This is a genomic window from Rhodanobacter sp. BL-MT-08, from assembly GCF_054161255.1.
The window spans coordinates 3,209,674-3,222,534 of the sequence record NZ_CP167872.1 but is presented as its reverse complement, the minus strand read 5'-3'; the positions used below and the strand labels follow the sequence as shown (position 1 = coordinate 3,222,534).

Below are 12,861 nucleotides of genomic sequence, written 5' to 3'. Positions count from 1 at the left end.
TGATCGATAAGCGGGACGCTTATCGAGCCAGCGTCCGCTTGCTGCGATCGAGAAAGTCGAGCATGGAGCGCACGTCATCGCTCTCGCTGGCCTGCTTCTCCAGCAGCTCGCGCGCCTCGGGCAGCGACAGGCCGGCCATGTACAGCGTGCGGTAGGCGCGTTTGATGGCCGAGATGCGCGGCGCGTCGAAGCCGCGGCGCTTCAGGCCCTCGCTGTTGATGCCGCGCGGACGGCCGTGCTGCTCGTTGGCCATCATCACAAACGGCGGCACGTCCGAGCCGACCAGGCAGCCCATGCCGATAAAGGCGTGGGCACCGACCTTGCAGAACTGGTGTACGCCGGAGTAGCCGGCCAGGATCGTCCAGTCGCCGATTTCTACATGTCCCGCCAGGGCTGCATAGTTCGAGAACACGACATTGCTGCCTACCTGGCAATCGTGCGCGATATGCACATACGCCAGCAGCCAGTTGTCGTTGCCGATGCGCGTGACGCCGCCGCCGTCGCCGGTGCCGCGGTTGATGGTTCCGAATTCGCGGATGAGATTGCGATCGCCGATGATCAGTTCGGTGCGCTCGCCGGCGAACTTCTTGTCCTGCGGGTCGCCGCCCAGTGAGGCAAATTGGGCAATGCGGTTGTCGCGGCCGATTTTTGTCGGGCCTTCGATGACCACGTGCGGTCCGATGACGGTGCCGTCGCCGATTTCCACATCCGCACCGATCACGCTGTACGCACCGATGCTGACGTTTTCGCCAATGATGGCGGAGGGATCAATCAACGCGGTGGGGTGAATCATTTATCGGACCTCGCCGCGCACATCAGCTCGCAGCTGGCCACTTCCTTGCCGTCCACCAGAGTGCGCGCGACGAAAATGCCCATGCCGCGCATCAGCCGCTTCAGGCTGACTTCGATGCGAAGCTGGTCACCGGGCGCAACCACGGCGCTGAAGCGTGCGTTGTCGACCTTCACCAGGTAGAACAGCGGGCTGCCGGTATTGCCTTTCATGCGGCTGCTGATCTGGGTGAGCAGGCCGGCCGTCTGCGCCATCGCCTCGACGATAAGCACACCCGGCATCACCGGATGTCCGGGGAAATGACCCTGGAAAAACGGCTCGTTGATGCTGACGTTTTTCAGCGCGACCACGCTGACGTCGGGCACGATCTCGATGACACGGTCCACCAGCAGAAAGGGATAGCGGTGCGGCAGCAACTCCTGAATCTGCTCGATCGTGACCGGCATCGTGAGGGCGGCGGGTTTGTCACTCATGTTTCCTGTCCTTTTCCAGCGCCGACAGCCGGCGCGCGTACTCATCGAGATGTTTGAAGCGCGCCGCGTTCTTGCGCCATGGCAGATTCGCCTGCAGCGGTACGCCGGACGAGTATTCGCCCGGCTCCCGGATCGAGCTGGTGACCAGGCTCTTTGCCGTGATGGTAACGCGGTCGGCGAGTTCGAGATGGCCCAGTACGCCGGCGTTGCCGCCGATCTGGCAGTAGCGGCCGATTTTTGCGCTGCCTGCGACGGCGGCGCAGCCGGCCATCGCGGTATGCGCGCCCACGTATACGTTGTGCGCGATCTGGATCTGGTTGTCCAGGCGGACGTCCTCTTCCAGCACGGTGTCTTCGAGCGCGCCGCGATCTATGGTGGTATTGGCGCCGATCTCGCAGTCGTCGCCGATGCGCACGCCGCCGAGCTGCGGCAGCTTGATCCAGCCGCCGTGCTCGTAGGCGTCGCGATCGAACGCGAGGCCGAAGCCGTCCGAGCCGATCACGGCGCCAGGATGCACCAGCACGCGCTTGCCCAGCGTGACGCGGGTTACCAGCGTCACGCGCGCCACCAGACGAGACTGTGTGCCGACGGTGCAGTCGCTGCCGACGATGCAGTGCGGGCCGAGCACCGCGCCGTCCTCGATCACGGCGCCGTCCTCGATCACGCAGCAAGGCCCCACGCTGGCGCTTTTGCTGACCAGCGCACTGGCCGCCACCACCGCGCTGGGATGGATGCCCGGTGGTGCGGCGGGGATCCGTTCGAACAATGCGGCGATTTTCGCGTACGCCACGTAAGGGTCCCTGGCGACCAGCGCTGCGGTCGGGCAGGTGGCGAGATTGTCTTCGCGCAGTACCACAATACCGGCGCGCGTGGCGGCAAGTTGCGCATCGTACTTGCTGTTGGACAGAAAGCTGAGCTGGCTGGGAGTCGCGCCGGCCAGCGTGCCGACGCCATCGACACGATGTGCGCCGTCGCCATGCGGCGTCAGCCCGAAACGCTCGGCCAGCTCGATCAGTGAATAAGACAATGCGCTCAAGGGCGTCCTCCGTGCATCGGCGCCCGGCGGGACGCCGGTGCGCCGGTCTGGTTCATCAGAACTGGCTGCCGAAGGTGAACTGGATTTTTTCTTCGTAGTAACCGTCGTCGGGCTGGGTGCGGAACGGATGTGCCAGGCTGATGATCAGCGGCCCGATCGGGGCCTGCCAGTGCACCGAGATGCCTGCCGATGCGCGCAACGTGCTGGCGCTGAACGTGCTGAAGCTCTGATAGGCATTACCCACGTCCATGAACACCGAGACGCGCGCGGTGTTGATGTCCTTCAGGAACGGCAGCGGCAGATAGACCTCGGTCGTGCCCAGCACCTTGAACGCACCGCCGATCGGCTCGGCGTAGTTGCCGTCGGGACAGAAGCCGTTCTTCGATGGAGCGGTGTAGGCGACGCAGACGCGCGGACCGAGCGTGTTGTCCTGGAAGCCGCGCACGTCACGTACGCCGCCGGAATAGAAATTCTGCGTGAACGGGAAATCCTGCCGCATGTCGACCAGCGTATGGTCGGTGGTAGCGGTTTTCAGGGCGGCGAACTGCGCGTCGTTGATACCGTTGTTGCCGTAAGTCTTGCCGTAACCAACCTGGCCATCCAGATACAGCACGAAGCCGCCACCGATGGGCCAGTAGTGATTGGCTTCCGCCGTGAGCTTCCAGTACTGGACGGTGGATCCGGGCAGGGCGATGTCCGTCTGCGCCGAGATCAGTCCGCCTCGCGTCGGCGAGAAGTAGGCGTTACGGGTGTCATGGTTCCAGCCCAGCGTACCGGTCCAGGTATGCAGGGTGTCGTTGCCGATTTCGTTCTGATAATCGATCAGCACCTGCGGGCTGAAGCCCGGAATCAGGCTGACCTTGTCGCTGCTGATGCCCAGGCCGACGCGTACGCCATCCGTCTCCGTCACCGGAATGCTCAGATAGGTGGAGAACGCGCGGTCGCTGGTCGAATAGTTGGCAAAATCGGTATTGCCGTAGTCGGTCTTCGAGTACGTGGCGTTGTAGCCGATGCCGATGTTGCTGTCCGTCAGATACGGATTGAAATAGCTGAGGGTGTACTTGGTGTAGTAGCTGCTGCGCTCGCCGCTGATCGAGGCGCTGTCGCCGGTGCCGAAGATGTTGTTCTGCGAGACGGACGCATTGAGGATGATGCCCGAATACTGCGAGTAGCCCACGCCAAACTGCAGGCTGCCGGCGGACTGTTCTTCCACCTTGACCGTCACGTCGACCTGATCGAGCGAGCCGGGCACCAGCTTCTTGTCGATATCGACCGTCTTGAAGTAGCCCAGGCGCTGCAGGCGGATCTTGGAGCGGTCGAGGGCGGCCTGCGAGTAGAACGTGCCCTCGAGCTGGCGCATTTCCCGGCGCAGCACCTGATCCTCGGTGCGGGTGTTGCCCTGGAATACCACCCGGCGCACGTAGACGCGCTGGCCCGGCTCGACGAACAGGGTGAGGTCGACGGTGCGCTTGTCCTTGTCCAGCTTCGGAATCGGCGTGACCTTGGCGTAGGCGTAGCCGATGTTGGACAGAATCGCCTTGATCGACTTGGTGCTGGCTTCGATCGCCGAGCGGTTGAACAGGTCGCCCTGCTTGACATAGACCAGCTGGCGCAGCGTTGCCTCGGGCAAGATCAGGGTGCCAAGCAGCTTCACGTCGGCGATCTTGTAGGTCTCGCCTTCCTTGACGCTGGCATCGATGTACATCGAGCGCCGGTCCGGCGCGATGCTGACCTGGGTCGAATCCACGCCGAAGTCCGCGTAACCTCGGTTCATGTAGTACGACTGCAGTTTTTCCAGATCGCCGGACAGCTTTTCGCGCGAGTACTGGTCGTCCTTCGAGTACCAGGACAGCAGGCCGGGCGTGTTGGATTCAAAACCCTCGCGCACTTCCTTGTCGGTGAACGCGTGGTTGCCGATGATGTTGAGTTCTTCGATCTTGGCGGCCTTGCCCTCGCGGATTTCGATATCCACGGCGACGCGGTTGCGCTCCAGCTGGGTCACGTGCGGCGTGACCGAGACGTTGTACTTGCCGCGGTTGTAGTACTGGCGCACCAGCTCCTGCTGCACGTTATCCAGCGCCAGCCGATCGAAGGTTTCGCCCTCGGTCAGGCCGATCTGCTTCAGGCCCTTCTTCAGGTCATCGGTCTTGATGTCCTTGTTGCCGCGGATTGTCAGCTTGGCGATCGACGGACGCTCGACCACCTTGATCACCATGATGTCGCCTTCGCGATCGATCTCCACATCGCTGAAGAACTTGGTCTGATACAGCGCACGGATGGCTTTCTGTGCCTGGTCGTTGGTCAGCCGGTCACCCTTGTTGACGGGCAGGTAGGTGTAAACCGTGCCGGGAGCAATGCGGCTGAGGCCGTCGATGCGGATGTCCGAGACCACAAACGGGTCGAACGCGAACGCATTGGCGGAGAGGGAGGCAAGCAGGATCAGCGCGGCGATACGCTTCATCGTCGGTTCCGTTGGGTTATTTCGATGGAGCCGCCAGCGCGGCAGCTCCGATCAACACATGAAGCAAGGCAACGCCCTGCTTCGAAAAAGGGTATGCGCTCGGGAAAAACGCATCGTTAAAGCCACCACATCGACCGGCCGCGTCAGCAGCAGCGAAGCCCGTCGTCGACCGATTCCATGCGTCTTTCGTCGCTGTCACGACAACAAGATGCCATGGATATCGTTGTAAAACGCCAGCCCCATTACGGTAAAAAGCAGCGCGATGCCGATGTACTGACCGACAATCATCGTCTGCTCGCTGACCGGACTGCCTTTGATCAGCTCGATCAGATAATACAGCAGGTGCCCACCGTCGAGGACGGGAATCGGCATCAGGTTGATAATGGCCAGGCTGAGCGAGACCAGCGCGAGGAACTGCAGGAACGAGGCAAAGCCCATCCCGGCCGATGCGTTGGCCACCTGGGCAATACCGATGACGCCGTGCAGATTCTGGGTCGACGCCTCACCGGTAATGAGCTTGCCGAACATCGCGAACGTCTGTGTCGTGTTGCGCCAGGTGCTCTGCAGCGAGGCACCAAGCGCCCTGATCGGCCCGTAGCGCACCATCGCCTGCTCGGGCATCGGCGCGCCGATGCCCATCACCCACTTTTGCGGCTGGCCCTGCAGCGATTCCCACTTGGTGACGACACTGAGTTTTTTGGCCTGACCATTGCGCTCGACCACCACCGAAAGCGTCGGCGATTTGACGGCGTCAGCCTGCACCAGTTTTCCGAAGGCCTCGAAATCGGCCACGGGTTGGCCATTGACGCTGATCAGGCGATCACCGCCCTGCATGCCGGCCAGCGACGCAGGCTGACCTGGTGTGACCGTCGCAGCAATTGCTGGCGGTGCCGCGGCTTTCAGCCCAAGCGTGTCGAAATATTTTTCCACCGGTTGCCCCGGCGGCAGCTGATCCAGGGGGAGCACCAGCCGGCGGGAGTGGCCGTCGGCGCCAACGACCGTCATCGGCAGCGGCGCACGGCTGAGCAGACCGTTGGCAATGGCATCGAGCGAATCGCCCATGGTCGTCACCGGCTGACCGTCGATGCTCAGAATGCGGTCGCCGGGCAGCACGCCAGCCTTGGCGGCGATGCTTTGCGGCGTGGCGGTCACCACCGGCACGTAATCCGGGCGGCCCAGCATGAACATCAGCCAGAACGCGGCGAGCGTAAAGATCACATTGAAGCCGGGCCCCGCCGCCACGATGGCGATACGCTTCCACACCGACTTGCCGGTGAATTCCTGATCGCGCAGCGCCGGATCGACCACGCCCTCGCGTGCATCGAGCATCTTGACGTAGCCGCCCAGCGGGATCGAGGCGATCTGGTATTCGGTGCCGTCGCGACCGGTGCGCTTCCATATGGCTTTGCCGAAGCCGACGGAGAAGCGCAGCACCTTGACGCCACAGCGGCGCGCGACCCAGTAATGGCCGAACTCATGAAAGGTCACCAGCACGCCGAGCGTGATGGCCAACCAGAAAACCGAGCCGAAAAAGGAATTCATCAATCGCCGTTGTGAGGGGACGTCAAGCCAAGGGTATCAGCCCAAGAATATCAGCAAGCATTGCGCAGAATACGGCGAGCGGCTTCCCGGGCCACCCGGTCACGTTCCAGCAGGGTCTGAACATCGACCACGGCCTGCGCCGGCAGTTCCGCAAGAGCCGCCTCCACCACGTCGGCAATCGAAAGAAAGGGCAGCACCCCGGCCAAAAAAGCCTCCACCGCGATCTCGTTGGCCGCGTTCAGCACCGCCGGCGCGTCGCCGCCGGCGCGCAGCGCCTGAAACGCCAGCGCCAGGCAGCGGAAGGTCGCCAGATCCGGCGGTTCAAAGGCGAGCGGGGCGCAGGCGGTCAGGTCCAGCGGCGCCACGCCGGCGTCGACGCGCTCGGGCCAGGCCAGCGCGTGGGCGATCGCGGTGCGCATGTCGGGATTGCCCAGCTGTGCCAGCACCGAGCCGTCGACGTATTCGACAAAGGAGTGCACCAGGCTTTGTGGGTGGACTACGACATTGATCAGGTCGGGCGCGGCGCCGAACAGGTGATGCGCCTCGATGACTTCCAGGCCCTTGTTCATCAGCGTGGCTGAGTCGACCGAGATCTTGCGGCCCATCACCCAGTTTGGATGCTTGCAGGCCTGCTCCGGCGTGATGTCGGCCAGTTCGGCGCGGCTGCAGCCACGGAACGGACCGCCGGACGCGGTCAGCGTCAGGCGCCGAACGCCCTTGTGCAAGGCCGGCTTGCCGCTGGCCAGGCCCTCGGCGGGCAGGCACTGGAACAGCGCATTGTGTTCGGAATCGACCGGAATCAGCACGCCGCCGCCGGAAGCTACCGCATCGAGCAGCAGCGGCCCGGCCATCACAATGGCTTCCTTGTTCGCCAGCAGCAGGCGCTTGCCGGCGCGGGCGGCGGCGAGGGTGGATTCCAGCCCGGCGGCGCCGACAATCGCCGCGACAACGGTGTCGCACAGGCTGGCCGAAGCCGCAGCAGCAAGCGCATCGTGGCCGCTGGCAACGTCACAGCGAACGCCGGCCGCCGTGAGCTTGCGCGACAGTTCGGCTTCCAGCGCCGGGTCGGCGATTACCGCCAGTTGGGGACGATGCCGCGCGCACAGCGCGACCAGCGCGTCGACCTGACGATGCGCGGTCAGTACAGTGGCGCGGAATCGCTCCGGATGGCGGGCGATCACGTCCAGCGTATTGCCGCCGATCGAGCCGGTGGCGCCGAGTACGGCAACGTTCTTCATGTCAGCGAGCCACCGTGAACAGGTTCAGCAGCATGACGCCGGCGGCAAATACCGGCAGCGCGGCAAACACGCTGTCCAGGCGATCCATCATGCCGCCGTGGCCGGGGATCATGGTGCCCGAATCCTTCACCTGCGCGTGGCGCTTCATCAGGCTTTCGATAAGGTCGCCAACAATCGACGCGCCGACGGTGACAGCGGCGAGCACCGCCAGCCCGATCAGCTGTCCGCCGCGAACATCCAGCAGCCACCAGCCGCCCAGCGCCGTAACCACTACGCCAGCGGCCAGCGCGCCGTAGGCACCGGCCCAGGTCTTGCCGGGGCTGATCTGCGGGGCAAGTTTGCGCTTGCCGAAGGTGCGGCCGCTGAAATAAGCGCCGATATCGGCGGCCCATACGATCACCAGCGAGAGCAGCGCCAGACCATGTCCGTGCGGCAGGCCGGCGTGAATGATGATCAAGGCAACCCACGCGGGAAAAATGACGAACGCACCGGCCAGCAGCTTTAGCGCACGGTTTTCCAAAGTGGGTGCGGCGCCATAAGCGAAGTGACGCAGCCAGACGCAGGCGCACAGCCACCACAGTACGCCCAGACCAATCATCGCTGGCGCGACGAGGCTGAGACGGGCCATCCACAGGCATGCGAACACAGCCGCCGACACGATCAGCCAGATCGCCTGCAGCGCGATGCTTTTCAGGCCGCTCAAGCGCGCCCATTCCCACAGCGCGGCAAGAAACGCCACCGCTGCGACCGCGGCAAACACCGCCGTTGACGCAAACAAAATCAGAAGAATCACCAGCGGGGCGAGTATCGCAGCGGTGATGGCGCGCTGTAGCAGCATCGGAATCCTTAGTTGAGTTCAGCGACCTGCTCGCCGGTGCGGCCGTATCGGCGCTCGCGGCGGGCATAGTCGTCGATGGCACGGCGCAGGCACTCCCGATCGAAATCGGGCCAGAGCACGTCGGTAAAATACAGTTCGGCGTACGCAGCCTGCCACAGCAGAAAATTGCTGATGCGGGTTTCACCACCGGTGCGGATGAAAAGATCCAGCGGCGGCAGTTCGGCCAGCGTCATCCACCGGCCCAGCGTCGCCTCGTTGATCTGGTCGGAGCGCAGATCTCCGCGCTTCACCGCGTCGGCCGCCTGCCGCGCCGCCTGCACGATATCCCAGCGGCCGCCATAGTTCACCGCGACGCTGACGTGCAGCTTGTCATTGCCGACGGTACGCTCCATCGAGGCATGCATGCGTTCGCGCAGCGGTTCATCGAACGCGCTCAAGTCACCGACAAAGCGCAGGCGCACACCGTTGTTGTGCAGCTCGTCTACTTCCTTGTCCAGCGCCCGCACGAACAGGCTCATCAGTGCCATCACTTCATCTGGCGGGCGCTGCCAGTTTTCGCTGGAGAAGGCGAAAACGGTGAGCGCCTGCACGCCTTCGCGCATGCACGACTCGATCGCTTCACGCACGGCCTTGCGACCGGCGTTGTGGCCAAAACTGCGAGGACGATGGCGTGCCTTCGCCCAGCGGCCATTGCCATCCATCACGATGGCGATATGGCGCGGAACCCGAGCGGCTTCGGGCTTTTTTGTCATGGGGCTCGTTGTCCGGGAGTGCAGGGCGGCGTGCACCCCTCACTCCAACTCTTTCCCCGTCCGGGAGAGAGAGCCAATGTGGCGAGCGGGTTCGCCGCGACAGGCAGCGCGGAAGCATGTACTGCAATAGCTTCCGACCGCGGCATCATCAAAGGGCCATCAGCTCCTCTTCCTTGGCCTTGACCACGGCGTCGACGTCCTTCACGGCGCGGTCGGTGAGCTTTTGAATTTCGTCGTCGACGCGGCGCTCGTCGTCTTCGGTGATCAGCTTTTCCTTCAGCAGGTCCTTGATCTGCTGAAGCGCGTCACGGCGCACGTTGCGGATGGCGATCTTCGCGTTCTCGCCCTCGTGGCCTACATGTTTGGCCAGCTCGCGGCGGCGCTCTTCTGTCAGCGGCGGCATGTTGAGGCGGATCACCGTGCCGGCGGTGGTCGGCGTGACGCCGATATCCGAGGCCATCAGCGCCTTTTCGATCGGCGCCACCATCGGCTTTTCCCACGGCGTGATGATGATCGTGCGCGCGTCGGCCAGTGACACCGAGGCGACCTGTGTCAGCGGCATGTCCGCGCCGTAGTAGGACACCTTGATGTTGTCGACCAGCGCAGTGCTGGCGCGGCCGGTGCGGATGCGGGTGAGGTCGTGTTTGAGTGACTCGATGCTTTTGCCCATGCGGGTCTGGGCGTCGGTCTTGATGTCGTTGATCATGAAACGTTTCCCGATGAATCTGGCTAGCAAATGATTATAGCAGCCGGGTTACGGCGAGCTGTGAGCGATAAACGCGCTACCGCGGGCGGTTCAGCCGCCGTCGACCAGGGTGCCGATCGGTTCGCCGTGCATGATGCGCATGAGGTTGCCCGGCACGGTCATGTCGTAGATGCGCAGCGGCATGTCGTGGTCGCGGCACAGCGCGATGGCGGCGGTATCCATCACGGCGAGCTTGCGCTCGATCACCTCGTCGTAGTCGAGCCGGTCGTAGCGCACCGCGTCGCTGTGCTTGGCCGGGTCGGCGGTGTAGACGCCGTCGACCTTGGTGGCTTTCAGTAGCAGGTCGGCGCCGATTTCGACCGCGCGCAGCGCCGCGGCGGAGTCGGTGGTGAAGAACGGATTGCCGATGCCGGCAGCGAACAGCACGATGCGGCCCTTTTCGAGATGGCGGATCGCACGGCGGCGCACGAAATCCTCGCTGACGTCGTGGATCTGAATAGCGCTCATCACGCGGGCAAAGCCATTGCGCTTTTCGATCGCGTCCTGCATCGCCAGCGCGTTCATCACCGTGGCCAGCATGCCCATGTGGTCGCCGGTCACGCGGTCCATGCCGGCGGCTGCCAATCCGGCGCCGCGAAAGATATTGCCGCCGCCGATGACGACGCCGATCTCGGCGCCAGCGCGTTGGACCTCGATGATTTCGTCGGCCAGCCGGCCGATCACCTTGGGGTCGATGCCGTAATCGCCCTGGCCCATCAGGGCTTCACCGGAAAGTTTGAGCAGAATGCGGCCGTAATTCAGCGGGGTGCTCATGGGGTCTCCGGGTTTGTGTGGCAAAACACCGGCAGTGTAACGGCTGTCGTCAATGACGGGGAGAGGTTTCGCCGCGTCGCGCGGCATGTATGCGGGTTTTTACGGCGGTAGGGCAGATACAAAAAAGCCGCGGTTTCCGCGGCTTTTTCGCTTGCTTGCGGTGCTGACTCAGGCCAGACCGGCCTGCTTCATCACTTCGGCGTGGAAATCCTCTTCCACTTTCTCGATGCCTTCGCCGACGGCCAGACGCACGACGGTAACCACGTCCGCGCCTTCCTTCTTCAGCGCCTCGGCCACCGTGGTGTTGGTATCCAGCACATACGGCTGGCCCAGCAGGGTGACTTCGGAGACGATCTTGTTGATCTTGCCGGCGATGATCTTCTCGAGGATTTCGGCCGGCTTGGCCTTGTCCTTCTCGGTCATCTGGCTCAGCGCGATCTCTTTTTCCTTGGCGACGAAATCGGCCGGCACGTCCTCGGCGCGGATGTGCGCTGGGTTCATGGCGGCGACGTGCATCGCGATGCCCTTGGCCAGCTCCTCGGAGCCGCCCTTGAGCGACACCAGTACGCCGATGCGGCCGCCGTGGATGTAGCTGCCGATTACGCCATCGCTCTCGACGCGGGCCATGCGGCGCACGTCGATCTTCTCGCCGATCTTGGCGATCAGGGCCTTGGCGGCTTCTTCGACGTTGCCGGCATCCGGGTAAGCGGCGGCCTTCAGCGCGTCTACGTCAGTCGCGCCCGACTTCAGCGCGATATCGGCGACGGTGTCGGTGAACTTCAGGAAGCTGGCATCTTTGCCGACGAAATCGGTCTCGCAGTTGACTTCGACCAGCACGGCAGTCTTGCCGGCCTGGGCGGCCACGATGCGGCCTTCGGCGGCCACGCGGCTGGCCTTCTTGTCGGCCTTGGACAGGCCGGACTTGCGCAGCCACTCCATCGCGGTCTCGATATCGCCGTTGTTTTCGACGAGGGCCTTTTTGCATTCCATCATGCCGGCGCCCGAACGTTCGCGCAGTTCCTTAACCAGCTGGGCGGAAATGTTGCTCATGGGTATTTCTCCAAAGCTTTAGATTGGATACGCCGCGGCGGTTGCCCGCCGCGGCGTTGATATCTCAGGGCGAGACGACGGCCAGAGGCCGTCGCTGCACCGGCTTACTTGGCGGAAGCGCCGTCGCGCGAACCACGGCCACCGTCGCGGCCGCCATCACGACGCGGAGCGCCGGCACCCTTCTTCGGGGCGGCATCGCGGCGCGGAGCGGCCTGCTTGCGGTCGACCTTGGCGACCGGGTTGCCTTCCTCGTCGAGTTCGACGAAATCGTCGGCGTCGCCCTGGGCGGCAGCAGGCGCAGCGGCCTTGCCTTCCAAGATCGAGTCGGCCGCGGCGCGGGCGTACAGTTGGATGGCGCGGATGGCGTCGTCGTTGCCCGGGATGGCGTAGTCGACCAGCTCGGGGTTGTAGTTGGTGTCAACCACGGCGATCACCGGGATGCCGAGCTTCTTGGCTTCCTGCACGGCGATGTCTTCATGGCCGATGTCCACGACGAACAGCGCGTCGGGCAGGCGGTTCATGTCCTTGATGCCGCCCAGAGACGCCTGCAGCTTGTCGCGCTCACGACGACGAGACAGCACTTCGTGCTTGACCAGCTTCTCGAACGAACCGTCGGTCTCGGCCGCTTCCAGCTCCTTCAGGCGCGAGACGGACTGCTTGACGGTGCGGAAGTTGGTCAGCATGCCGCCGAGCCAGCGCGAAGTGACATACGGCATGCCGGCGCGCGCAGCCTCTTCGGCCAACGGCTCGCGCGCCGAACGCTTGGTGCCGACGAACAGAATGGTGCCGCGCTTCTGCGCCAGCGCCGACAGGAAATTCATCGCGTCGGTGAACAGCGGCAGGGTCTTTTCGAGATTGATGATGTGGATCTTGCCGCGGGCGCCGAAGATGTACGGAGCCATCTTGGGGTTCCAGTAACGGGTCTGGTGACCGAAATGGACGCCGGCTTCGAGCATTTGACGCATGGTGACTTGTGCCATGGTGAAACTCCTTGCATGGACCTTTATAAGGTCTGGGGGTTGGGACCTCCACGTACCCCCGACTTCGACCGCGAACGTCCCATAAGTGGTGGGATCGAGCGCAGCACCCCGAAGGCGGTGCCGATACGTGTGTGGCGTTTGGTTGGGTATTGCACCGCGTGACGGTTACAATCCCGGTACGC

Annotated in this window: 12 protein-coding genes; all 12 read right to left on the bottom strand. The window is 63.7% G+C overall.

Annotated features, from left to right (window positions below):
• Window positions 1-19 precede the first annotated feature (19 nt).
• Complete coding sequence (lpxA, locus tag ACDK93_RS14360; RefSeq protein WP_458069524.1) at window positions 20-793, bottom strand: acyl-ACP--UDP-N-acetylglucosamine O-acyltransferase; 774 nt, start codon at window positions 791-793, stop codon at window positions 20-22.
• Complete coding sequence (fabZ, locus tag ACDK93_RS14355; RefSeq protein ID WP_458069522.1) at window positions 790-1,263, bottom strand: 3-hydroxyacyl-ACP dehydratase FabZ; 474 nt, start codon at window positions 1,261-1,263, stop codon at window positions 790-792. The genes lpxA and fabZ overlap by 4 nt, the downstream gene beginning before the upstream one ends.
• Window positions 1,256-2,299, bottom strand: a complete 1,044-nt coding sequence (lpxD, locus tag ACDK93_RS14350; protein WP_458069520.1) for a UDP-3-O-(3-hydroxymyristoyl)glucosamine N-acyltransferase — start codon at window positions 2,297-2,299, stop codon at window positions 1,256-1,258. Before lpxD ends, fabZ begins: the two co-directional genes overlap by 8 nt.
• Window positions 2,300-2,354: 55 nt before the next feature.
• Window positions 2,355-4,760: an outer membrane protein assembly factor BamA gene (gene bamA, locus ACDK93_RS14345; protein WP_458069519.1), complete on the bottom strand. Its 2,406-nt coding sequence runs from the start codon at window positions 4,758-4,760 to the stop codon at window positions 2,355-2,357.
• 195 nt (window positions 4,761-4,955) lie between these two features.
• Complete coding sequence (gene rseP / locus ACDK93_RS14340; protein ID WP_458069518.1) at window positions 4,956-6,302, bottom strand: RIP metalloprotease RseP; 1,347 nt, start codon at window positions 6,300-6,302, stop codon at window positions 4,956-4,958.
• Window positions 6,303-6,352: 50 nt separating this feature from the next.
• Complete coding sequence (locus ACDK93_RS14335; RefSeq protein ID WP_458069516.1) at window positions 6,353-7,540, bottom strand: 1-deoxy-D-xylulose-5-phosphate reductoisomerase; 1,188 nt, start codon at window positions 7,538-7,540, stop codon at window positions 6,353-6,355.
• Window position 7,541: 1 nt separating this feature from the next.
• Window positions 7,542-8,378: a phosphatidate cytidylyltransferase gene (locus ACDK93_RS14330; protein WP_458069515.1), complete on the bottom strand. Its 837-nt coding sequence runs from the start codon at window positions 8,376-8,378 to the stop codon at window positions 7,542-7,544.
• An 8-nt stretch (window positions 8,379-8,386) separates the two neighbouring features.
• Window positions 8,387-9,130, bottom strand: a complete 744-nt coding sequence (uppS, locus tag ACDK93_RS14325; RefSeq protein ID WP_458069514.1) for a polyprenyl diphosphate synthase — start codon at window positions 9,128-9,130, stop codon at window positions 8,387-8,389.
• A gap of 148 nt (window positions 9,131-9,278) precedes the next feature.
• Entirely contained in the window at window positions 9,279-9,836 is a 558-nt protein-coding gene (frr, locus tag ACDK93_RS14320) for a ribosome recycling factor (protein WP_179479391.1), read from the bottom strand.
• A gap of 90 nt (window positions 9,837-9,926) precedes the next feature.
• A complete protein-coding gene (pyrH, locus tag ACDK93_RS14315) occupies window positions 9,927-10,649 on the bottom strand; it encodes a UMP kinase (protein ID WP_179479393.1) in 723 nt (240 codons plus the stop codon).
• Between the two features lie 168 nt (window positions 10,650-10,817).
• Complete coding sequence (gene tsf / locus ACDK93_RS14310; RefSeq protein WP_184506990.1) at window positions 10,818-11,699, bottom strand: translation elongation factor Ts; 882 nt, start codon at window positions 11,697-11,699, stop codon at window positions 10,818-10,820.
• A 104-nt stretch (window positions 11,700-11,803) separates the two neighbouring features.
• Window positions 11,804-12,679 carry a 30S ribosomal protein S2 gene (rpsB, locus tag ACDK93_RS14305; protein WP_458069513.1) on the bottom strand — a complete coding sequence of 292 codons (876 nt, stop codon included), beginning with the start codon at window positions 12,677-12,679 and terminating at the stop codon, window positions 11,804-11,806.
• Between the last annotated feature and the right edge of the window lie 182 nt (window positions 12,680-12,861).